Raw genomic sequence first — 24859 nt, forward strand, 5'->3', positions numbered from 1 at the left:
GCGTTCAAACGGGAACACTGAGTGAAGCCTGCCAAGCTCACTCTCATTAAAACTTTTGCGGTATTTTTCCAGAACATCAAATTCTGTGAAGCCCAAAGTTGGGTGAATTTCGGAAATATTTTGTATCTTAGCCATATCTTAGTCGGGGAATTTCCCCCGTTTTGGCCTTCAAACCTTATTTGCGGGGGAATACCTAAAGATACAAAAAAGCCAGCTAATTCGCAATATTTTGTGTATGAATTAGTTGGCTGATTTTATATTATTTACTGAATGTCCCTAAAAACACATCATCCCTCCGTATGGAGCAGATGATGTGTCGGGGACTGATAGGCTATCTGTTTGAGCTCAAACAGATAGCCTATTTTTATTCTCCAATGCCTTGGCCTCTTCCCACAATTTGTCCATTTCTTCCAGTGTCATATCGTGCAGGTTCTTGCCTTCCTTGATACTATGCGCTTCCACATAGTTAAAGCGGCGGATGAACTTCTGGTTGGTATGTTCCAGTGCATTATCGGGATTTATCTTGTATAGGCGGGCGGCATTGATAAGGCTGAACATCACATCGCCGAACTCCTCTTCCGCTTTCTGCTTGTCCATGTGGGCGACTTCGGCCTGGAACTCCTGTATTTCCTCCTTCACCTTATCCCATACCTGCTCGCGTTCTTCCCAGTCGAAACCTACGTTGCGGGCCTTGTCCTGAATGCGGTATGCCTTGATAAGCGAGGGCAGGGCAGAGGGTACACCGCTTAGTACGGTCTTATTACCTCCCTTTTCCCTGAGTTTCAACTGTTCCCAATTCTCGGATACTTGTCCGGCAGTCTCCGCCTTCACATCTCCGAACACATGCGGATGACGGAAGATAAGTTTCTCGCAAAGGCGGTCGCAGACATCTTTTATGTCGAAATCTCCGGTTTCCGAACCTATTTTTGCATAGAAGGCCACATGGAGCAATACGTCTCCCAACTCCTTGCAGATATCTTGCTTGTCGTCGCGCATCAGGGCGTCGCAAAGCTCGTAAGTCTCTTCAATGGTATTGGGACGCAGGCTTTCATTCGTTTGCTTCTTGTCCCAGGGACATTTTACCCGCAGTTCGTCGAGTATGTCGAGGAAGCGTCCGAAAGCTTCCATTTGTTCTTTTCTTGTATGTTGCATAAGTCGCTTTTTTTGAATTAAAGACCGGTACAAAGATACGAATATTGCACTATGAAAGTGCAGCATTTGTCTTATTTCTGCACTTTCACGGCACAGCCGGCCTTATTCTTCCACTCCTCATACGAAATCAGCAGTCCTACCACCTCCGAGTAGTTTTTCCGTCCGCTTTCTATCTTGTTCCCTTTCAGGTATAAGTCGTATATCCAGTCCTGGATATCGCCGATTACCGGATTGTATTTCGACATCCAGTATTCGCTGTTCTTCTTTGCCAGTTCGATAATTTCCGGGCGTATGCGGCTGAAAAGCCGTGCATATTCTTCCTCGCCCGTTAACCGGCGGGCATTGCCCAGCACATGAGCCAATACGGAAAGATAACCGCTGAAACGGATACCCCGCACCTGCGAACGGGTACATACCTGGTAGGCGTAGAAGTTGGCTTCCGCTTCGCTGGCAATACCCAGTAAGTGGGCAAGTTCGTGGGCGTAAGTAGCCGGATATTGTACGGGAAGCAAATCTCCGTTCAGGGTAAACTCACAGAAGAAAGGCGCCATGCTACCGGTAACCCCCACCATGGAAATCAACGGGGTGAACAGCATCGTTTTTACGCGGGGCGACTGGTGGAAGGGACGGTGAACTCCTAACGAATCGCTGATTTGATTGTATGCCCGTACGCTCTCCCGGCAGACCGATGCCTCGTCGATAGACGTAATTTCAGTGTAAGAGCTGTTCAGATTTTCAATGTAATTGTCTACAAATTTCTGAAAGTTCTCAGGAGTGTAGGCGGTGTAGGGAATGTGTGTCCGCTCGTAAAAGTCCTTTTGCGAGTAATTCAGCCCCCATGCCAGGTAGAACCATACGTACACCCACAAAAGGTACTTTGCATCTTTCAGCAGAATGTGCTTCCATTTCTGTTTGCGGATGCAACGCGCATAGGCAGGATAGAGGAGTATGCCGGCGATGCTCAGCGCGATAAACAAGTCGCCTATGGCAAAAGGGATTGTTTTTGAGAAGGACGACAGGAAGCTGCCGATGAAAGGATAGAGATAACGGGCATAGTATTCGCCCGCCGAAGGGATATTCAGCGCAAGGACAACGTACAGCAGTAACGCAGCGAGTACGAGGCGGCCAACGGTAAGGCGGATGCCGAACAGTGTAAAAGCAGGTTTCATAACGGAGCAAAGGTAATCAGATTTCAGTAACATTATTCACCCCACCGGCAGGTATCATATAAAAAAAGCATAACTCTTGCCCGAAGACACTCTCTACCAAGGGATAAAGGTGGGTGAAGTAACCAGTAATCTTTATCCCGTGCCTAAAGATGCATATCTTTAAGCACGGGATGTATATCTCCAGGTTGAAGATATATATCTTTAGACACGGGATGAACATAGAGGTACGTTTTACATGGCTTTTTCCCCTATGTCTGCCCCTTGAACTCTTACCTCTTTGTACTTTTGTTCCATACTTATACTTTAATTCTCGGCTTGCGGAAACTTTTCTCCGTATATCTGTCCGTATAAAGCTATTAATTTATTAATTTTGCGCCCATTATAACAAAATATAGATTTTAGAAACATGGAATTAGCAAGTAAGTACAATCCCGCTGACGTAGAGGGAAAGTGGTATCAGTATTGGTTGGACCACAAATTATTCAGTTCTAAACCCGACGGTCGTGAGCCTTACACCATCGTCATTCCGCCCCCCAACGTCACCGGTGTGCTCCATATGGGACACATGCTTAATAATACCATTCAAGATATCCTTGTACGCCGCGCCCGCATGGAAGGCAAGAATGCTTGCTGGGTTCCGGGTACAGACCATGCCTCCATTGCCACCGAAGCCAAGGTTGTGAACAAACTTGCTGCACAGGGCATCAAAAAAACAGACCTTACCCGCGATGAATTTTTGAAACATGCCTGGGAATGGACGGACGAGCACGGCGGCATCATCCTGAAACAGCTCCGCAAGCTGGGTGCTTCCTGCGACTGGGAGCGTACTGCCTTTACCATGGACGAGAAACGCAGCGAAAGCGTGCTCAAAGTATTCGTAGACCTTTACAACAAAGGGCTGATTTATCGCGGCGTACGCATGGTGAACTGGGACCCGAAAGCCCTTACCGCCCTTAGCGACGAGGAGGTTGTTTATAAGGAAGAACACAGCAAGCTGTACTATCTGAAATATTACGTTGCCGACGATGACATGTCCGGTGAGACGGGCGCCGAAGGCGAGGTCGTTCACCGTGATGCTTCCGGCAAGCGTTATGCCGTGGTAGCTACTACGCGCCCCGAAACAATCATGGGCGATACGGCGATGTGTATCAATCCTGCCGACCCGAAGAACCAGTGGCTGAAAGGCAAGAAAGTGATTGTTCCGTTGGTGAACCGCGTTATTCCCGTTATCCAGGACGATTATGTGGATGTAGAGTTCGGTACGGGTTGCTTGAAGGTCACCCCTGCGCACGATGTAAACGACTATATGCTGGGCGAGAAATACAACTTGCCTTCTATCGATATTTTCAACGACAACGGTACATTGAGCGAAGCTGCCGGCCTTTATGTAGGCATGGACCGTTTCGATGTACGCGAGCAGATAGAGAAGGACTTGCAGAGTGCCGGGCTGTTGGAAAAGGTGGAAGCTTATACCAATAAGGTGGGTTTTTCCGAACGTACCAACGTAGCAATCGAGCCGAAGCTCTCCATGCAGTGGTTCCTTAAAATGCAGCACTTTGCCGATATGGCTCTGCCTCCGGTAATGAACGATGAATTGAAATTCTATCCTGCCAAATATAAGAATACGTACAAGAATTGGCTGGAGAACATCAAGGACTGGTGTATCAGCCGCCAGTTGTGGTGGGGACACCGCATTCCCGCTTATTTCCTGCCGGAAGGCGGATATGTGGTAGCTGCCACTCCCGAAGAGGCTTTGAGGCTGGCTCGGGAAAAGACCGGAAATTCTGCTCTTAAACCGGAAGATTTGCGCCAGGACAAGGATTGCCTCGACACTTGGTTCTCTTCCTGGTTGTGGCCTATCTCTTTGTTCGACGGTATATTGAACCCGGGTAATGAGGAAATCGACTATTATTATCCTACCAGCGACCTGGTAACGGCTCCGGATATTATCTTCTTCTGGGTAGCCCGCATGATTATGGCAGGCTACGAGTACGAGGGCAAGATGCCGTTCAGGAATGTTTACTTCACGGGTATCGTCCGTGACAAGTTAGGACGCAAGATGTCCAAGTCACTCGGTAACTCGCCCGACCCGTTGGAACTGATAGAGCGCTATGGCGCCGACGGCGTGCGCATGGGCATGATGCTTTCGGCTCCTGCCGGCAACGATATCCTTTTCGATGATGCGCTTTGCGAGCAAGGACGAAACTTTAATAACAAGATATGGAATGCTTTCCGCCTGGTTAAGGGCTGGGAGGTAAGTTCCGAAGTGCCTGTGCCGGAAGCAGCCGAACTGGCAATGCGCTGGTTCGATTCCAAGCAGAATGCCGTGGCTGTCGAAGTGGCGGATTTGTTCGGCAAGTATCGTTTGAGCGAGGCGTTAATGGCTGTGTACAAACTTTTCTGGGACGAATTCTCTTCCTGGTATCTGGAGATGATTAAGCCTGTTTACGGCCAGCCTATCAGCAAAAAGGTATATGACACGACTATCGGCTTCTTCGATAATCTGTTGCACTTGTTGCATCCGTTCATGCCGTTTATCACCGAGGAATTATGGCAGCACATCGTTGACCGCAAGGAGGGAGAGAGCCTTATGGTGAGTCCTATTTCCATGTCGACAGAAGTGGATGAAGCTTTTGTACAGCAGTTCGAGGTGGTAAAAGAGGTTATCAGTAATGTACGTTCTATCCGTTTGCAGAAGAATATCGCCCAGAAAGAAGCATTGGAGTTGCAGGTTGTCGGCGAAAATCCGGTGGCTGCTTTCGATGCTGTCGTTATGAAGATGTGTAACCTTTCTGCCGTGACCGTAGTTGAGGCTAAGGCTGACGGTGCTGCCGCCTTCATGGTAGGTACGACGGAATATGCCGTGCCTCTGGGTAATATGATTGATGTGGAAGCAGAAATTGCCCGTATGGAAGCTGAACTGAAGCATAAGGAAGGTTTCTTGCAGGGTGTTTTGAAGAAGCTGGGTAACGAGAAGTTCGTAAGCAATGCTCCGGCTGCCGTTATCGAAATGGAACGCAAGAAGCAGGCGGATGCGGAGAGTATCATCAATTCGTTGAAGGAGAGTATTGCCGCTTTGAAGAAGGGGTAAGGCGGTATAATAAAGGTTATTAATAAAGAGCTTCGGGATTTTTTCCGAGGCTTTTTTATTAGGTAGATGAATACGGTGCAGCCAATAATAGTAGAGCGATAGGCAGGTAGTCCTTTAATTGTACCCGTAATATTTTTAATGCTTGTTGAATGCGGTAATCTACCGTTTTGGGAGAGATGTCCAATACAGAAGCAATTTCTTTGTAGCTCATTCCCTTGAACCGATGCATACAGAATGCTTCCTGGTAACTGGGAGGAAGTTCTTTAATGGCTTGCTCAATGTGTTTGGCAAGCTCCTTTATCTGATAGAGGTCGATATCATGTAACATATCTTGCATCTGTTCATAAAAAACGGTATTTACCCGTTGGCGGATATCTTGCTGGCGTAATTTACTGATAGCTTTGTGGTAGACCATTTTGAATAAGTACTTGTTAAGAGAAACTTCAATGATGGTATGTGCATTAGGATGTTTCCATATCCATAGTAATACGTCTTGTACGATTTCTTCGGCATCTTCCAATTCTACGAAATTTGTGCAATAGGCACATAAGGCCGGATAATACTTTCTGAATAATGTATCGAATGCTTTCTTATCTCTTTGTCCTATGGCAGATAGTAAAAGGCTGTCCTCATGCATTGTTGTTTTTCATAATATAGTTTGTAAGACAAAGATATGATTTTTTAGATAAAATCGAAAAAAAAACTTTTTTGTTTAGGAACTCTCTTTTTCCGTGCGTCTTTTAAATAAAAGGTTATATATAGAATGGAACATCGGAATGTGAATGACATGGAAGAGCTCTTGTTTCGTTATTATCAGGGTAGAGTGACGAATGAGGAGTATCTGTTGATAAAAACTTGGTTGGAATCTTCGGAAGAAAACAGGGAACTAATGCAGCAGTTGTATTCGATTTATCTTGCAACAGATATGCGTAAGGTTATGGATAGAGTAGATACGGAGAAAGCCTTGAAAAAAGTAAGTAGCCGGATGCCGGTGCGGAAACGGGAAATCGGGTGGAGGTGGATACAGCGTGTCGCTGCAATATTGTTTATCCCGCTTCTGGTGTCGCTGGGGGTATTATTGCAAGATGATAAATCCGAATATCGCTCACCGATTACGCAGATTGTAAATGTGAGGACAAATCCGGGTATGATAACTTCTGTTGTTTTGCCAGACAGTTCTGTCGTTTATCTGAATTCGGAAAGCTCTTTAAGCTATCCTCTTGTATTCGAAGGTAAGATACGAGAAGTGCATTTGACCGGTGAAGCTTATTTTGAGGTTGCTAAGGACCCTTCGAGGCGCTTTGTCGTTTCTACTACGCATCAAACTCAGATAGAGGTATTGGGAACTCATTTCAATGTGGAGGCTTATGAAAAGGATGAGGAAGTTATTGCCACTCTGTTAGAAGGTAAAGTCGATTTTTTATTCCGAGAGAATGCAAATACTCGTAAAATAGAGTTGGAGCCTGGTGAAAAATTGGTTTATAATTCGAAAGTTCACAAAGCAAACTTGCAAAAAACTTCGTGCCAGTCGGAGGTAGCCTGGAAAGATGGAAAGATTATTTTGTCCGGTACTCCTTTGAGAGAGGCTTTCCGTATGTTGGAGAAGCGTTACCATGTTGAGTTTGTCATAACGAATAACCGGGGTATCGATGATACTTATACCGGAGTGTTTACTAATGAACGCTTGGAAAGGATATTAGACCATTTTAAGATTTCTTCGAAAATACGTTGGCGTTATATGGAAGAACAGGATGTGGCAGATAGGAGGAGTAAAATAGAAATTTATTGACTGTAATGTATTAACTTAAAAAGATTATGTAAAATGAAGAATAGACCGCCATAAATAAAAAAACATACGGAATGATATTGGCGTATCGTTCCGTATGAAATACAGTTCGACAGCTTGTTTGGCGACAAGCATAGACAAACTCTTTTTTTAACTTTAAATCCATACAAATTTATGCATAAATATTTTAGTTTCCAATTTTTTGGAAGAATTAAGTCTTTGGGGTTGACCTTAAATAAAATTCCATTAGCTATGAGACTGTTTGTAATATTTTTAATTTACTCTGTTACTTTGGTTCATGCTTCGAATTCTTATGCTCAAAACACAACCATTAAGCTTGAAGTACAGAATAAAACAGTGAGTGAAGTATTGTCTGAGATAGAGAAACAATCAGAATTTACTTTCTTTTTCAATAATAAGCATGTCGACCAGAAACGCCGGGTTTCTGTTACCATAAATAATGGCAATATCTTCAAAATCCTTGACGAGATATTCAAAGGTACTCAAGTGAAATATTCTGTACTTGGTAAAAAAATCATTCTCTCTACTGAAATACAAACATTGCAGCAGGAGCAAAAAAAGCGTGTGACAGGTAAAATCTGTGACGTCAATGGCGAACCGTTGATTGGTGCCTCTATTCAAGTAAAAGGTACTGCAATCGGCTCTATAACGGATATTGATGGCAACTATTCGCTGGAAGTTCCTAATGATGCGGTTTTGGTAATTTCTTACATTGGATATACTTCGCAGGAGATACCGGTGGGTGTTAAAAATGTAGTGAATATCGCCTTGAAAGAAGATACGGAAGTGCTGGATGAAGTAGTAGTGGTGGGGTATGGTGTACAAAAAAAATCGGATGTAACCGGTGCTATGATTAGGGTGAATGCCGATGATTTGACTTCTCGCCCTGTGGCGAATGCTTTCGAGGCTATGCAGGGAAAAGCTGCTGGAGTTGATATTACGAGCAATGAACGTCCCGGTGAAATTGGTACTATCAATATACGCGGAGTACGCTCGCTGAGTGCCAGCAATACCCCGTTGTATGTTGTAGATGGTATTCCCTTGATGTCCAATAGCGGGATAGAGACATTGAATCCGCAGGATATAGAGTCTATAGATGTACTAAAGGATGCATCGGCTACCGCTATTTATGGCTCTCGCGGTGCTAATGGTGTGATTTTGGTTACTACTAAGCAGGGAAAGGAGGGTAAGATGTCGTTAAATTATTCGGGTACGGTAACTTTTGAAACTTTGCAGGATTATTCTGAAATGATGAACTCGGCCGAATATATTGAATGGCGCCGGTGGGCATATTATTATTATGATCCGACTACTTATCCGCGTGCAGACCAACCGACAAAAGAGAATGACTATAATATTTTTATGGGTTCTGCCGACCCTTATGCGTGGAGAAATATCGAGAAGGGGTGGGCTGACGGTGTTTGGGATGGCTCTAAAGTACCTACTACGGATTGGGGTAGCATGGTGAAACAGACAGGAATAACCCATGAACATACTTTAAGTGCAAGTGGAGGTACGGAGAAAATACGCGGTTATGCTTCTTTTGGCTATTTGAATAATGAGGGTACTATCAAAGGGGAATCTTATACACGTTATACGGCTAAGGTCAGTACTGATATGGCTCCTGTTAAATGGTTTAAGTTGGGGATGAATGTTAATGCTACTTTTAGCGAACAGCAATACGGGTCTTCCGCCAAGTCGGTAGGGCAGTTGGCTACGAATATCCCGGAAAATCTGTATGCGGCTTCTACCAGTATCTTTCCTTATGCAGTACCTTACGACGACGAAGGAGAGCGTATCGTTTATCCGGGTGGAGATGATGGCGTAAAAACTGTGGTCGATGATTGGAAATACAGTGAATATGAGCGGAGGATGCTTCGTGTGATAGGCAGTATGTACGCTCAATTGGATTTGGGTGAAATCTATAAACCTCTTAAGGGGCTTAGATACCGTATGAATTTTGGTCCTGATTTTCGTTATTGGCGTAATGGTACTTTTGAAGATGCACAGTCGGTCAGTCGGAATGGTTCTCCCAATTATGCTTCTTTGGAAAATCAACATGATTTTTCGTGGACATTGGACAATTTGATTTATTATGATAAGACGATAGGTAAGCATTCCTTGGGTGTGACCTTGTTGCAAAGCGCTACGAAGTATCATTATGAGGACGCATCGATGGCAGCAGTAGGCATTCCGCTGTCCAGCGCCAAATGGAATGCGCTGAATCAGCAAAATATATCTAACTTGGATAGCTGGAGCAGTAATTTGATAGAGAAACAACTCTTGTCGTATATGTTCCGGTTGAATTATGATTATTCTAATAAGTATTTGTTAACTGTTTCCGGGCGTTGGGATGGTGCTTCTCAACTTGCAGATGGTAATAAATGGGCTTTTTTCCCAAGTGTTGCATTGGGTTGGCGTCTTGAACAGGAGGCATTTTTAAAGGATATCCATTGGATTAATCAATTAAAATTACGTGTAGGAGTAGGTGTAACGGGAAATTCTGCCATTGACCCTTATCAAACCAAAGGAGGAATCGTTTCCTTGTTTTATCCCTCGGGCAGTAATTTGGTATCAGGACATGTTCCAACAGAGATGATGGTGGAAGACGGTGATGTAGCCATGGCAAATCCGAGCCTGACCTGGGAAAAGACCAGGCAGTGGAATGTGGGGCTCGATTATTCTATTTTGAACGGACGTATTTCTGGTGTATTGGATTTTTATACCTCGCATACTTCGGATTTGTTAATGGAGATGACAATACCTGCTTTGAATGGATATCAGAGTACGTACTCTAATGTCGGGGAAACTTCGAATATAGGTGTTGATATTACTTTGAATACGGTGAATGTAAAAACACGTGACTTTGAGTGGAATACGACTATCAATGCTGCTTGGCAAAAAGATAAGATAGAAACCCTGGCAAATGGTAAAGAAGACGATATTAATAATAACTGGTTTATTGGACATGCTTTAGGAGTGATTTACGGATATCAGTCTGCTGGATTGTGGAAAGAAGAGGATGCGGCAGAAATGGCTAAATTCAATGCGAATGGGCATAAGTTTGCTGCCGGCATGGTACGCCCTGTGGACCAGAATCATGATTATTTGATAGACCCGAACGATGATAGGGTGGTAATAGGCCATACGCGTCCTCACTGGACTTTGGGGATGACTAATACTTTCTCTTACAAGAATCTGGATTTGTCTTTTATGCTTTACGGACGTTTTGATTATATGGTTGATACAGGGGGAGAATACCAGGGAGGACGCTATACTCAGCGTAAGATTAATTATTATAATGAGAATAACAAGAACGCTGAATATCAGAAGCCTATATATAGCGGTTCCGCAGGTGACCCTTATTATAATATTATTGGTTATAAGAATGGTTCTTTCTTGAAAATACGTAATATTTCATTAGGATACACTTTCCCGCAGATACTTGTTAAGAAATGGGGATTATCTAATCTGAGGGTCTATGTCCAGGCTAAAAATCCCGGAAGAATATTTTCAAATATTGATTTCCTCGAGCTGGATGCGTCACAGGCAGGAACTACTACCTGGAATCGTGGATATACAATAGGATTAAATGTCGGTTTTTAATAGAAATAAAATTAGATGATTATGAATTTATATAAGAATATTATATGCAGTGTATTGGCAGCGACACTGACCGGAGGGGCTTTGAGCTCTTGTAGTGATTTTTTGGATGAAGAGCTCACAACCCAGTTGAGTACAGATTACTTTAATACAGACGAAGGAATTACTGAACTGGCACAGGGAATGTATTATAATTTACGTTTTCATTTTTCGAAAGAGTGGGCATATGCTACGACTAATTTCGGAACGGACGAATTTCGTATAGGCGGAAATACTTCTAATGCGGCTTGGAATAGCTATGACGGTAGTTTTAAATCGCAAATTACTGCAATGGACTCAAATACTGCTTTAATGGAGACATTGTGGGACAATATGTATATAGGAATTAATACTGCGAATCTTCTGTTGGAAAAGGTTTCTTCTGATAAATATACGGGTAGCAATAAAGAGAAGTATATGGGAGAGGCTCATTTCCTTAGGGGATTTAATTATTTGAAATTGGTGTCGCAGTATGGGGGAGTACCCTTAAAACTGTCTACTAATGTGATACCTGAAAGGGAATTTACCCGTGCAACAGCAGAAGCTACTGTGCAGCAGGTAATTGATGATTTGAAGAAGGCGTATGAGTTTTTACCTCAGACGGCTGCTATGGTGGGAGATATGACAAAGGATGCAGCAGCACACTTTCTGGCAAAGGCATATCTGTTTCGTGCCAGCGAAATAAATGATAGTTGGAACAGTGAAACGAAATCGGCCGACTGTACGGAGGCTTTACGACTTGCAAAAGAAGTAATCGCTCATCGGAATTTAGCTCCGGATTTTTCTGATTTATGGAATTATACTACTCCGGACGGTGATAATGAAAAGTTGAGCGAAATTATCTTAGCGGCTCAATTTTCTTCGGATAAATCTTCCAGGGGGCGTTATGGTAATACTTGCCATTTGTACTTCTTGGCTAAATATTCGGAATTGTCTCAAATGATGCGCGATATTGCGGGGGGAAGGGAATATCAGCGTTTGCGTACTACATATTATATGTATAATGTTTATGATATGGTGAATGATTCGCGATTTTGGAAAAGCTTTAAAACGAAGTATGCGGTAAATAATCCTGCAAAAGGCTCTATCTATCAGAAAGGTGATTTGGGTATTATGTATGTGATTAACCGTCCAGGCGACGTTCGGTTTGAAAGTATGCAGATGAAAGATGAGGTTATTTATGAAAAGACCGGTAAGACAATCCCTACTGTTTTTGTTGCTTATCCTAAAGGAAAGAATGGCAAAGATGATACGGCACTTTACGATGATAAGTCGCATTTTCCGTCTCTCAGTAAGTATTTTGACGGTTCGCGCGAGGGGGTTACTGATAATGTCGGTGCTCGTGACGGAATATTGGCGCGTTTGGGGGAGACGTATCTTATTGCAGCTGAGGCATTAATCCGCTTGCACGAATATGATGATGCATTGTACTATATAAATGAACTTCGTAAACGGGCAGCCTATAAAGCCGGAGAGGACAGGGCAGCGTACTGTGACGGTGGTGCGGCTTATCATTCGGGCGCCTTGGGGTATGCGAGTATGGGTGATGTTAATTGTTATATTCCGGAAAATTCGTATTATGAATCTAATAATATTGCACCTACGACGGCAGCAACAAATTTAGAGGTGACGGATATACATAATTTGCCGGATGAAGATGAGGCTATTATCGCCAAACTGAATTATACGAATGATTATGACCGTATGATGTGTTTCCTATTGAATGAACGTTCACGTGAACTGTGCGGAGAATTCTTGCGTTGGGTGGACTTGGCTCGTACAAAAACATTGGTGGCACGTGCCCGTGCATTCAATCCGGATGCAGCTCCTAATGTAGATGAACATCACTGCCTGCGTCCTATTCCGCAAACTTATTTGGATGCAATACAAAAGAATGGCCATGCGCTGACGGCAGAGGAGAAAAAAGCGGAACAGAACCCCGGATATTAGTGTAATTTTTTCTCATAGAACAGAAAGAAGCCTTTTATCCCATTGCTGGGAAAGGCTTCTTTCATTGGAATTACAAATAAAGAGATAGAATTGTTAGTTATGAAAATTATAAATTGTTTTTTTTCGATTACAGCGGTATTGTCTGGAAACATATTTGCTCAGGAGGCAAAGAGTCTGCCCAATGTAATATATATAATGGCTGATGATTTAGGAATTGGCGATTTGGGATGTTATGGTCAACGCCAAATAAAAACTCCTAATATCGACGGTATTGCTCAACATGGTATGAAATTTATGCAGCATTATGCCGGCTCTACTGTCAGTGCACCTTCCCGTTGTGCATTGCTGACAGGAAAGCATATGGGACATGCTGCTATTAGGGGAAATAAGAAAGTGCCGGGTGATGACGGATTGGCTTATGAAACTCCTTTGCCCCATGAAGAAATAACAGTTGCCGATATATTTAAAAAGCGGGGTTACATGACGGCTTGTATCGGTAAGTGGGGATTGGGTGGTCCCGGTACGGAAGGGATACCGGGCAAACATGGTTTCGATTATTTCTACGGATATTTGGGACAGGGCTTTGCTCATAGTTATTATCCGGATTTTTTGCATGAGAATGATAAAAAGATAGAATTGAACGGTAATGCATACTCTCACGATTTGATGTTAAGTAAATCTTTGGGTTTTATTGAACAGAATAAGCAGACGGCCTTTTTTCTCTATTATTCACCGACTATTCCTCATGCAGACCTTGATATAATGGAAGAGCAAAAACAGGAATATAAGGGATTGTTTTGTGAGACTCCTTTTACCGGTCGGGGATATAAGCAACAATTGACTCCTCGTACCACTTATGCAGCTATGGTGACCTATTTGGACAAAAGTGTCGGAATGATTATAGATAAACTTAAAGAGTTGGATTTATATGATAATACGATTGTGGTTTTTACATCGGATAACGGAGTGCATGCAGAGGGTGGACATGACCCTTACTTTTTTGATAGCAATGGTCCCTTCAGAGGATATAAAAGAGATTTGTATGAGGGTGGAGTACGTACTCCATTCGTAATCCAATGGCCGGAGGTTATTCCGCAAGGAGCTGTGACCGACCATATTTCTGCTTTCTGGGATTTTCTGCCTACTGTGAGTGATTTATTGCAAGTTGAGGTTCCTGCTGTTTGCGACGGGATATCTTACTTGCCTACCCTTACCGGGAAAGGCAGACAAGAAAAGCACTCTTGTATTTATTATGAGTTTTTTGAAGCGGGTGGTAAGCAGTCTATAATGACGCCTGACGGTTGGAAATTAGTGAAATTACAAGTGGCTATTCCGGAAAAGACTTACGAAGAATTATATAATTTACGTGTAGACCCGGCAGAGACGACTAACGTTATTAAGCAGTATCCTCAGGTTGCTACTCGTTTAAGGAATATGATGACTGAGCAAAGAACAGAAAGTGCTGATTTTCATTTTTGACTCATAGTATAAAAAGAAATGGCCTCTTATAAATTTATAGGAGGCCGGATTCTTTTTGTGTTTATTTTATTTCTCCAGCAAATCTTTCAAGAAGGCATCCAGTTCTTCGTCCAATCCTTTCAGGAGTTCTTCGTTTACCAGCAGGGTGTCGTCGTCCAATAGTAAAAGTTCGGCTATAGTTTCTTTGTCGTCATCCACCAATACGAAAGAGAAGGGTTTCATGATAGGGAGCTTGTCAAAAGCACCTTGATTCTTCATATTGTAAAGCAAGTTGCTCAGGATACGTTCCACGCTTTCGTAGAAGTCATCGCTTTCATAGGTCGTCCATTCTTCAATAGTCGCGTTGGCAAGTTCTTTGTCGTCATCATCGAATATGAAGAATTCACCGGAACTCTGGTTTGCTTGCAAATGAATATCCGTAACGATAGTTTGTGCACCACCGCAAGCGTACTTGCCGATTGCTTGTCTGATAGTTTCTTCGAGAAGAGATAATGCCGGTTGACTGAGTTTCATAATTGCCTTTCTTTACTTAAATGGATGTTCAAAGGTAGAGAAAATAATTAATAATCGATAATTAATAATCAAAAAAAAGCGAATACCGTTTATTTACTCCTCATTAAACCGCTGCATCTGCATGTTGAGGCGTGATAATCCTTCTTTACGTTCTTCTAATTCGGCAGCGTATATTGTTGTAAGAACATAGTAAGGAAGGTCTTCTCTGTTCAGGTGGGTCAAGTCTTTTTTGTCCACACCGTCTACTATGCGGGCTTCGGCTTGTGCTTTCAATGCCCAGTCGGCAGCAGTGACAATGCTGTCCTGCATTTCGTAGCCGACTGCCAGGTTATAAGCTGCTTTCATCTTTTGTTTCCCTTTTTTGGTGGCGTAGGTCTGTTTCCATAAGTCGATAGCTGTACTCCAGTCTTTTTCTCTGGCATATACAGCGGCATCACGCATATTTACCGAACCGCCGCAGAAAAGGTAACGGTCGGCGGTTTTCCAGTATGGCAATAATTTCTTTACGGGTATGGTTCCGGCAAATTCCGAGGCTTGTTTTATCAGTTCTTCTTCATTGATAAGGTGGGTCTGTACAAAAGGACCGTTGCCCGTTTCTTCCCAGAAAATACTGTCTTTATTGCTAATGGTTACCATAGGTGTGCTGCGGTTGGGCAGATAAACCCTGACGGTGGGGTATACTTTGGCATCGACCGTTCCGTAGTAAATACCCCAGCTACGCATATATTTAACTTTGCGGACAGCACGTATCTGTACGTTTTCCAGGGCAATGAGGAAGTCCACATCCAGATTGCGTGTCAGTGAGTTTACTTCTTCTTGCGACAGCATGCTTTCACGCGGGGTTATGTCATGGGCACGCAGGGCGGAGTCGCAGATTACCACTTCGTTGAAGTAGTTTTCGTGGGCAAGGGCTTCTGCAAGGGATTCGGTTGCAATGACGGCATTACCGTTATAGTAATCAACTTTCCGGGCTATTTCAAAGTTATCCTTTTTCTCTTTGGAAAGAATCGGCTTGTTTTCCGGAACTTCGGGCATGTTATTGACAACGGCCACCCGTTTCAGGCTGGGCGGGAAGCTGACTTCTGCCGGTAATATATAGTCGATAGAGAGTTGTTCGACACTTTGGCAACTTGTCAGGAACGACAAGCAGGACAGTAACAGGTAATAAGAGTATTTGGTCATGGCCTTTATTCTTTGTTCTGAAAACAAAAGTAATCTTTTACTTGAATAAATGAAAGCCCCGAACAGTTTTTAACCGTTCGGGGCTTTATCGGTTTAATTATTAATTTCTTAATAATTTATTATCATGCATTCTTGCCGTGGCAGTTTTTATATTTTTTGCCACTTCCGCAAGGGCAAGGGTCGTTGCGTCCTACCGTCTTTTCGACACGAATCGGTTCACGCTTCTGCTGCTCACGGGTGTCCTGGTGAGCGGCGGCTTGTTGATGAGGGTCGTTCAAATCTTGCTTTTGTTCGCGGTATTTGCTTAAATCCTGCCGTTGCTCAGGAGCAGCCTGGCGCACTTCCTGCGGTTCCTGTACCGGGATTTGCCCGCGCATCAGGATAGAAACTGTCTGGTTGTTTATTTTGTCTACCATGGTGTCGAACAGATTTACAGATTCCAGCTTGTATATCAGCAACGGGTCTTTTTGTTCGTAGCTGGCATTCTGTACGGAGTGTTTCAGCTCGTCCAGCTCGCGCAGGTTCTCTTTCCATGCTTCGTCGATAACATGCAGCAGGATAGACTTCTCGAATGACTTTACCACTTCTTTGCATTCGCTTTCGTAAGCGGCTTTCAGGTTACAGGAGATGTTGTACATACGTTTACCGTCCGTGATAGGTATCAGGATGTTTTCGTACATATGCCCCTGGTTCTCATAAACTTGCTTGATAACCGGGTAGGCAATCTGTGCCATGCGTTCGGTCTTGCGCTTGAAAAGTTCCATAGCGGCATCAAAGGCCTTGTCGGCCAACTTTTCTTTCTTCTCGTTACGGAATTCTTCTTCTGTGAACGGTGTTTCCATGGCAAGTGTCTGGAGCAGGTCCATTTTGCAATCTTCATAAGTGGGAGTTTCGATAGCGTTGGCGCAGCGGTCCCAAATCATGTTTACGATATCCATGCCGATACGTTCGCCCATTAAGGCGTGGCGGCGTTTGGTGTAAACTACGGTACGTTGTTTGTTCATAACGTCATCGTATTCCAACAGGCGTTTACGGATGCCGAAGTTGTTTTCTTCCACTTTCTTTTGTGCACGTTCAATGGACTTGGAAATCATGCCGTGCTCAATCATTTCTCCTTCCTTGAAACCGAGTTTGTCCATTACACTGGCAATGCGGTCGGAGGAGAACAGACGCATCAGGTCGTCTTCCAGGGAAACGAAGAATACGGATGAACCGGGGTCGCCCTGACGTCCGGCACGACCGCGCAACTGACGGTCTACACGGCGTGACTCGTGACGCTCCGTTCCGATAATGGCAAGACCGCCTGCCGCCTTTACTTCCGGACTCAGCTTGATGTCGGTACCACGGCCTGCCATGTTGGTGGCAATGGTTACGGCACAACTTAAACCGGCTTTGGCTACGATGTCGGCTTCTTTCTGGTGCAGTTTCGCATTCAATACGTTGTGCTCAATCTTGCGCATGGTCAGCATTTTGCTCAACATCTCGGAGATTTCAACGGAAGTGGTACCTACCAGAACGGGACGTCCGGCTTCTACCATTTTTTCTATCTCTTCGATAACGGCTTTATACTTTTCGCGTTTTGTTTTGTAAACGCGGTCGTTCATATCGTTACGGGCAATGGGACGGTTGGTCGGGATAACGACTACATCCAGTTTGTAGATGTCCCAGAATTCGCCTGCTTCCGTTTCGGCAGTACCGGTCATACCGGACAGTTTGTGATACATACGGAAGTAGTTCTGTAGAGTTATCGTGGCGAAGGTCTGGGTGGCGGCTTCCACTTTTACACCTTCTTTGGCTTCGATAGCCTGATGCAAGCCGTCGGAGTAGCGGCGGCCTTCCATGATACGTCCGGTTTGTTCGTCTACAATCTTCACCTGGCCGTCGATTACTACATATTCATCGTCTTTCTCGAACATGGTGTAGGCTTTCAGCAACTGGTTGATAGTATGTACACGTTCGCTCTTAATGGCAAAGTTCGTCATCAGGGCATCTTTCTTTTCGAGACGTTGTTCATCCGTCAGGTCTTTTTCATTCTCCAGCTCGGAGAGTTGGGCGGTGATGTCGGGCAGTACGAAGAATGTGGGGTCTTCGGAATTGCCGCTAATCAAATCTACGCCTTTGTCGGTCAGGTCTACACTGTTCAGCTTCTCGTCGATAACGAAATACAGCGGGTCGGTAACCTCGTGCATACGCTTGTTGTTCTGTTCCATGTAGATTTCCTCGGTCTTGAGCATACCGGCTTTAATGCCTTGCTCACTGAGGAACTTAATCAATGCCTTGTTTTTCGGTAGGCATTTGTGGCTGCGGTATAGGGCAAGGAAACCTTCTTCCTGTTCTTTCTTGTCGTTCGAGGCTATCAGGCGCTTGGCATCGGCAAGGTATTGCGTAGCCAGTTTCTTCTGTGCTTCTACCAGACGTTCCACTTGCGGGCGGAGTTGTTCGAAAAGCTGGTCGTCGCCTTTGGGAACCGGGCCGGAGATAATCAACGGAGTACGGGCATCGTCGATTAATACCGAGTCGACCTCATCGACAATGGCATAGTTGTGCTGGCGCTGTACAAGGTCTTTCGGGCTGATAGCCATATTGTCGCGCAGGTAGTCGAAGCCGAATTCATTGTTCGTACCGAAGGTGATGTCTGCAAGGTAGGCTTGGCGGCGGGCATCGGAGTTGGGCTGGTGTTTGTCTATGCAATCCACACTCAAACCGTGGAACATATAAAGCGGTCCCATCCATTCGGAGTCGCGTTTTGCCAGGTAGTCATTCACAGTTACCACGTGTACGCCGTTTCCGGTCAGTGCATTGAGGAATACCGGCAAGGTGGCCACCAAGGTCTTTCCTTCACCGGTTGCCATTTCTGCAATCTTACCTTTGTGCAGTACTACACCGCCGAACAACTGTACATCGTAGTGTACCATGTTCCATACCGTATCATTACCGCCGGCTACCCAGTGATTCTGATAAATGGCCTTGTCGCCTTCGATGCGCACGAAATCTTTGGTAGCGGCCAGGTGACGGTCGAATTCCGTAGCTGTGACTACGATTTCTTCGTTTTCGGAGAAGCGTTTGGCTGTTTCCTTTACGATAGAGAATGCAACCGGCAACACTTCGTCCAATGCTTTTTCGTAAATATCCAGTATTTCTTTTTCTATTTTGTCTATTTGTGCAAAAACTTCTTCCCGTTCTTCCAGTTCGATGCTTTCAACGCTTGCTTTCAGTTCTTCCACTTTGGCACGTTGTTCTGCGGCGGAGTTGCGGATATATGTCTTCAGTTCCTCGGTCTTAGCACGCAGTGCGTCATTGTCGAGTGCGGCTATTTCCGGGTAAGCGGCTTTGACTTTGTCTACCCACGGCTTTATTTCTTTCATGTCGCGGGTGGCTTTGTTGCCGAAAATCGAGCTTAAAATTTCATTAAATCCCATTATGTATATGTTTTTGTTATTATTTACTATATGTTTATATGGCGTGCAAAGTTACTGATTTTGTAATAGATAATGTAAGGTTGCACTGATTATTTTAAAAGGGCTTGGATAATTGGGGGAGTTCACTGCAAAGGATGCAGAGTCTCACAGAGTTTTTTCATTGGTGAAAATGGTCTCTTCCGAAAGGCGGATACTCGCGGAGTTCAATAAAAAACTCAGTGGTATTCTGTGACCCCTGTGGTGAACCTTTATCAATAATCGAGCGGTGTGGCTGTACAGGCATTGGGAGCACGGATGCGCATCGCACTCGATAGGGTAGGGGCGACGCGGTCTACACAGACAGGGATGCGGATAATTTCCGGTTTTATACCTTTGCCGAGCAGAATGAGGGGGGAGGGGGTAACGGCGGCGCGTACCACACGATTGTCATTGCTGTTCTCGTGCATGACAGTCCACCCAGGCAGTACTTCGATAATCAGGTCACCGGAACGGCGGCGGTGGAAGCCGTTGCGTATACGGTCTATTTGCGGCGACCAGGAGCCCAAAAGTAGGTGGTAAGCAGAATATACTTTGTTTACTCCACTGAACTGTACCAGAAATTCTGCTGATTTTTCCTGTACTTGGGCAAGACTCAACTGCTTGTCTTCTATCAGTTTATGATTGAGATATATTTGTTGGTTATAAAATCCTTCTACGTATTGCCCGGTTCCGTAAGTTGCCATCAGATACATATTCAGCAAGGTAGCGCAGCGGTTCAGATAAAATTCTCCTCCGGGGATGCGGTAGATGCCTATATCGGCTCCGTCCGGGTCGGTATATCCGGTAGAGGCGATGCACAGCAGTACATGTTGCAGGCCTACTTTGCGCTCCAGCATATCCAGCAGGTTGGCGATGCTTCGGTCTAAACGGGCGTAGGTGTCTTGCATTTCCATGGCGCACTCTTGCGTACTGCGATGATTATAGTTACCGGCATAGTAGGTAATGGCTAATAGGTCGGTCGTTTCGTCCTTGCCGATATTGCTTTTGTCCAGTAAATCTTCCGTTACGAGATTCACTTCGTCATTAATGAGCGGACTGGTTATCAGCCGGCGGAATTTATTATCCTTTTCCGTTTCAAATTTATATTTGAAGGGGATAGTCCGCCATTCTGGGAGGAATGTATAGCTCGTGATAGGGTGGAGAGGGTTCCACTCTATTTCCTTGATGCGGAAGTCGGGCGATTGGCGGTCGTTGTATTGGCTAAGCCACCAGGGATATTCGCCGTAGTAGGTTGTACCGCACCATTTACCGGTTTTATGGTTCAGCCAGAAAGCGCCGTTGCCGCTATGTCCTGCCGAAAGGATGGCAGCGTCGCGGAAAGGAGCGATAGAATATACCAGTGCGGCGTTTTTGGTAGCTATCTTAAGTTCATCGGCAAATGTGGAGGTCAACAGTTGCGTGGGGGCGGTATTTTGGTCGGTGTAGTTACCCATGAAAGCAGAGTCATCCACACAGTTTCTCGGGCGCAGGGTTGCCGGGTCGAACCAACGTTCGGCTATGATACCGTTCATGGACGGTGTAGTACCCGTGTAGAGGGCGGCAATGGCCGAGGCACGGTCGGCAACATTAAAGGGGTACTCTGCCTGGCGAAAGACTTTACCTTCCCGCAACAGTCGTTTAAAGCCCTTTTCTCCATATAATGACGAGAATGCTTCCATATAGTCCGTACGCAGTTGGTCTATCGTCAGCATTACCACCAGTTTCGGAGAGGGCGGCAGCGGCTGGGCTTGCAAGCTGCCGAATGTCAGTGCGAGTATGGAAGTAATCAGTCCTTTCTTCATATCTTATTGTATGTGAGAATTAGGTTGCTTGCAGAACGTATCAGCAAACAAAGTGCCAAAGGTAATACTGCTAATGGAAATCTTTGCGGTATTACGAGCCAAAGCAATATAAAAAGTGTTAAAACTATAAAGTTTGCCAGCATATAGCGGCTTCTTTTTCTTTTCCGTACTTTATTTAACATGCATGGCAGGCAAAAAAGATGAAACGGGTGGAAAACGAACAGCAGATAATTAGGACTGACAGCCGGATGCTGGGAAAACAAGGCGAGGAATGCCAGAATGTATCCTGCTACTCCGGCTGCGAAAAATAGTACGAGGTCGATTCCCCAAAATGTCTTTCTTCGGCGTATACCGTAAATGGTAATGGCGGCTATCAGTATAAATAATAGTAAAGCAGCTTGCATCGGTGTGAATCCTTCGGATACCCGGTCTGTTTCACCGCTTCCGGTTATTACTATTTTTTCTTCATTCAGTACCAGGGGGCGTGTTTGCCCTTCTTTATCTATGATTCGGGCTTTGTTGAAATACTCTTGCACATAGAAAGGGACGAACATCATCAGTCTGCGGTTGATGATTTTGTCGGCCTGGCTACCCATGCATAAATCCATGCCGAAACGCGACCAGGGATGTCCTTCACTGTATTTGTGAAGTAAATCGCGGAAAGAAGTGCCGGTATTGGTGTCGGTCATGTTATCGGCGTATTCTAAAGTACCCTCGATGGATTTCTCTATTAAGTCGCGTGGACGGGTGGCGCAGTTGTCGTAAAAGAAATTGTAGCGATATACCCGGTTTTCGGGGCGATAGTTTTCTTGGAGCAAGGCTATCAGTTTCTCTTTTTCCTGTGGGGTGAGGTTCAGCTCTTGTTGCCAGACATCGCGTTCCAGATAGTAATATTCTGCAGCAAAACGTTCGTAATTGTTGGCGCCCAACTGGTAATCCGTTTCACCCAAAGCGAAACGAAGAATGAAGTTCGGTGCGTTGAAGTTGAAGATGCCGTAATTGAATACGGCGTCGATGCCGCGCGTATAGTTCTCATATCGTATGGCGGTATGTCCGAAAAGGGAGTATATTTCTTCACCCGAAGCGCATGTCAGCAGGCTGATGCGTATGGAATCCGGAGTCTCTCTTTTTTGTTCTTGTGCCTGCACGGTAGCGAAAGGCAGGCAGAGGAGAAGAAAAATAAATAAGCAGGAAGCCGGTGAAGATAATTTCATTTGTCTTTTTTTTATTATCACTGATTTGAAACGGAGTCGTATCTTGTAATTCGTTACAAAGATACGCTTTAAATCTTAAAACGGCAATTATTGCAGGTACTCCTTTTGTCTTTTTTACATCTGCATTCCGTTCCTTTTCGCACTATATCCAAACTGTTTTTTGATGTACATCATAATGGGTTTTCACTGTGGTGGGAAACTTCTTTCAAGTTCTATGAAAATCGCCGTACATGCAGGGGGAGATACCCTTTTATAATAATGCCGGCGATTTTTCGAGAGAAAAAGAAAAGATAATGTGTGCATACGGGCGAGCCTGAGATTTATGCGTGGTTATATATAAGGGAAAACCTGTAAACTTAGTGTAATACACATGTAAAACAATTGAAAAAAGTACTATCTTTGCCCCGCTTTAAATATATGCGGAATGAATCTTATTATCGATATAGGCAATACCGTTGCAAAGATAGCGGTGTTTAAAGATAAGGATATTGTAGAAGTGTTCTATGATTCCAATCAAACGCTTGAGTCTCTGCCGGATATCTATGCAAAATATACGGTCGGAAAGGCAATCGTAGCTACTGTTATCGACTTGAATGAAAAGGTGTTGGCACAATTGGCACGCCTGCCTGTTCCGGTGCTCTGGCTGAACGAAAAAACACCGCTTCCGGTAGAAAATCTTTATGAAACTCCCCGGACGTTGGGATATGACCGTATGGCGGCTGTGGTGGGGGCTTATGAACAATTTCCCGGAAAGAATATGCTGGTGATAGATGCTGGTACTTGTATCACTTACGAATTCGTCGATGCTGCCGGTCGTTATCATGGCGGAAACATTTCGCCGGGGGTGCAAATGCGCTTCAAGGCACTCCATGAGTTTACGGGAAGGCTTCCATTGATATCCCGCGAGGGACGTCGCCTGCCATTGGGTAAGGATACCGAGACTGCTATACGTGAAGGAGTGCTGAAAGGACTGGAATATGAAATCACAGGTTACATAATGGCTATGAAGCATAAATATCCTGAACTTTTGGTTTTTTTAACGGGCGGCGATGATTTTTCTTTTGATACAAACTTAAAAAGTGGCATCTTTGCAGACAGATTTTTAGTGTTGAAAGGATTAAATAGAATTTTAAACTATAATAATGATAGGATATAGACAAACACTCTTGGTGTTCTTGCTACTGATATTGTCCGGGGCGGCAATCGCTCAAAATAATACGAACTCTCCCTATACACGATACGGATACGGACAATTAGCAGACCAAGGTTCGGGTAACAGCAAGGCCATGGGTGGTATTGCATACGGATTACGGGATAAATACCAGGTTAATTTCGCAAATCCGGCATCCTATACGGCGATAGATTCGCTTACATTTATTTTTGATGGCGGCGTTTCCCTGCAAAACACGAACTTCAGTAACGGCACGGTGAAACAGAATGCCAAGAATTCCAGTTTCGACTACATTACGATGCAATTTCGCCTGGGTAAATGGGCGGCCATGAGTTTGGGATTGCTGCCTTATTCAAATGTAGGATATAGCATGGCGGAGTATCGGGAAGATACGGAGTATCCGACCCAGTCTAGTGCATTGCAATACTATGGGGACGGAGGCTTACACCAGTTATATTTGGGAGCAGGATTTAAAATATTTAAAAATCTTTCCGTTGGTGCGAACATTTCGTATCTTTGGGGAGATATAACGCATACGAGAGCTTTGACATTCCCGAGTAATTCGTCTACTTTGCCATTGACTACGACAACCGGTACGTCGATACAGAGCTATAAGCTGGATTTTGGAGTACAGTATACGCAACTGTTCGGTAAAAAGCATGAATTTACACTGGGGGCGGTGTTCTCACCGGGACACAATTTAGGTAACGATTCGTATGTGCAGGACCAGTTAGGAGACAGTAATACGGGAGCTACCGTAAATAGCAGGGATACGGTCGCTACTTTCGGCAGCCCGATGAGTTTCGGCGTAGGTCTGAGTTATGTGTACGACAATCGTCTTACGGTAGGTGCTGACTTTACTTTCCAGAAATGGAGCTCGGTTACTTATATGAACGCGAAGGATGCTTTTTGTAACCGTACGAAGATAGCCGTAGGCGCTGAATATCTTCCGAACCCATTGGGAAGGAGCTATTTTGCACATGTAAAATATCGTTTGGGAGCTTATTATTCCCAGCCCTATTACAAAATAAATGGCATGCGTGCTGCCAATGAATATGGAGTGACTGCGGGTTTTGGACTTCCTATTCCACGTACGCGCTCCGTGTTGAGCCTTTCGGCACAGTATGTAAGAACCGAAGGTAAAACCGCTGCATTCCTGAATGAAAACACATTGCGTATTTGTGTAGGGGTAACCTTTAATGAACGCTGGTTCTTTAAACGGAAAGTCGATTAACGGTGAATGGTGAGAA

At 44.5% G+C, this 24859-nt stretch carries 15 protein-coding genes; 7 read left to right on the plus strand and 8 right to left on the minus strand.

The annotated features are described in order from the left end of the window. Positions 1 to 345: 345 nt before the first annotated feature. Together mazG and C233_RS0117315 are read right to left on the minus strand one after the other, a co-directional pair. Positions 346 to 1152, minus strand: coding sequence for a nucleoside triphosphate pyrophosphohydrolase (gene mazG / locus C233_RS0117310; protein ID WP_025069069.1), 807 nt, complete (start codon positions 1150 to 1152; stop codon positions 346 to 348). A gap of 71 nt (positions 1153 to 1223) precedes the next feature. Further along, positions 1224 to 2321: a DUF3810 domain-containing protein gene (locus tag C233_RS0117315; RefSeq protein ID WP_018668809.1), complete on the minus strand. Its 1098-nt coding sequence runs from the start codon at positions 2319 to 2321 to the stop codon at positions 1224 to 1226. A 406-nt stretch (positions 2322 to 2727) separates the two neighbouring features. Here C233_RS0117315 and C233_RS0117325 point away from each other — a divergent pair, with 406 nt between their 5' ends. Beyond that, entirely contained in the window at positions 2728 to 5412 is a 2685-nt protein-coding gene (locus C233_RS0117325) for a valine--tRNA ligase (protein WP_018668811.1), read from the plus strand. A gap of 58 nt (positions 5413 to 5470) precedes the next feature. Here C233_RS0117325 and C233_RS0117330 read toward each other — a convergent pair whose 3' ends face one another. After that, the gene (locus C233_RS0117330) at positions 5471 to 6049 is read right to left on the minus strand and encodes an RNA polymerase sigma-70 factor (RefSeq protein WP_018668812.1); all 579 of its coding nucleotides are present in this window, start codon (positions 6047 to 6049) and stop codon (positions 5471 to 5473) included. A 126-nt stretch (positions 6050 to 6175) separates the two neighbouring features. Here C233_RS0117330 and C233_RS0117335 point away from each other — a divergent pair, with 126 nt between their 5' ends. From C233_RS0117335 to C233_RS0117350, 4 genes are all read left to right on the plus strand, one after another. Continuing rightward, positions 6176 to 7201: a FecR family protein gene (locus tag C233_RS0117335; protein WP_018668813.1), complete on the plus strand. Its 1026-nt coding sequence runs from the start codon at positions 6176 to 6178 to the stop codon at positions 7199 to 7201. A gap of 171 nt (positions 7202 to 7372) precedes the next feature. After that, on the plus strand, positions 7373 to 10825 hold the full coding sequence (locus C233_RS0117340) for a TonB-dependent receptor (RefSeq protein WP_018668814.1): 3453 nt from the start codon (positions 7373 to 7375) through the stop codon (positions 10823 to 10825). A gap of 15 nt (positions 10826 to 10840) precedes the next feature. Next, the gene (locus C233_RS0117345) at positions 10841 to 12811 is read left to right on the plus strand and encodes a RagB/SusD family nutrient uptake outer membrane protein (RefSeq protein WP_018668815.1); all 1971 of its coding nucleotides are present in this window, start codon (positions 10841 to 10843) and stop codon (positions 12809 to 12811) included. 99 nt (positions 12812 to 12910) lie between these two features. Beyond that, a complete protein-coding gene (locus C233_RS0117350) occupies positions 12911 to 14290 on the plus strand; it encodes an arylsulfatase (RefSeq protein ID WP_025069071.1) in 1380 nt (459 codons plus the stop codon). Between the two features lie 66 nt (positions 14291 to 14356). On the opposite strand, the gene C233_RS0117355 is transcribed toward C233_RS0117350, so the two are convergent. The 5 genes from C233_RS0117355 to lnb all read right to left on the minus strand — a co-directional run bounded on the left by C233_RS0117355 (position 14357) and on the right by lnb (position 22438). After that, positions 14357 to 14803 (minus strand): hypothetical protein, encoded by a 447-nt coding sequence (locus C233_RS0117355; RefSeq protein WP_018668817.1) that lies wholly within the window; start codon positions 14801 to 14803, stop codon positions 14357 to 14359. Between the two features lie 93 nt (positions 14804 to 14896). Continuing rightward, a complete protein-coding gene (locus C233_RS0117360) occupies positions 14897 to 15985 on the minus strand; it encodes a DUF6340 family protein (RefSeq protein ID WP_018668818.1) in 1089 nt (362 codons plus the stop codon). A 122-nt stretch (positions 15986 to 16107) separates the two neighbouring features. Next, positions 16108 to 19404 carry a preprotein translocase subunit SecA gene (secA, locus tag C233_RS0117365; protein WP_018668819.1) on the minus strand — a complete coding sequence of 1099 codons (3297 nt, stop codon included), beginning with the start codon at positions 19402 to 19404 and terminating at the stop codon, positions 16108 to 16110. Between the two features lie 251 nt (positions 19405 to 19655). Next, positions 19656 to 21224, minus strand: coding sequence for an alkaline phosphatase family protein (locus tag C233_RS0117370; protein WP_018668820.1), 1569 nt, complete (start codon positions 21222 to 21224; stop codon positions 19656 to 19658). After that, a complete protein-coding gene (lnb, locus tag C233_RS0117375) occupies positions 21221 to 22438 on the minus strand; it encodes a lipoprotein N-acyltransferase Lnb (protein ID WP_018668821.1) in 1218 nt (405 codons plus the stop codon). The genes C233_RS0117370 and lnb overlap by 4 nt, the downstream gene beginning before the upstream one ends. A 424-nt stretch (positions 22439 to 22862) precedes the next feature. Here lnb and C233_RS0117380 point away from each other — a divergent pair, with 424 nt between their 5' ends. Together C233_RS0117380 and bamG are read left to right on the plus strand one after the other, a co-directional pair. After that, positions 22863 to 23594 (plus strand): type III pantothenate kinase, encoded by a 732-nt coding sequence (locus C233_RS0117380; protein ID WP_018668822.1) that lies wholly within the window; start codon positions 22863 to 22865, stop codon positions 23592 to 23594. Continuing rightward, entirely contained in the window at positions 23581 to 24843 is a 1263-nt protein-coding gene (gene bamG / locus C233_RS0117385) for a BamG family beta-barrel-assembly machinery protein (protein WP_025069072.1), read from the plus strand. Before C233_RS0117380 ends, bamG begins: the two co-directional genes overlap by 14 nt. Positions 24844 to 24859: the final 16 nt, after the last annotated feature.

Origin of the sequence: Bacteroides gallinarum DSM 18171 = JCM 13658, from assembly GCF_000374365.1 — a bacterium.
GTDB lineage: Bacteria > Bacteroidota > Bacteroidia > Bacteroidales > Bacteroidaceae > Bacteroides > Bacteroides gallinarum.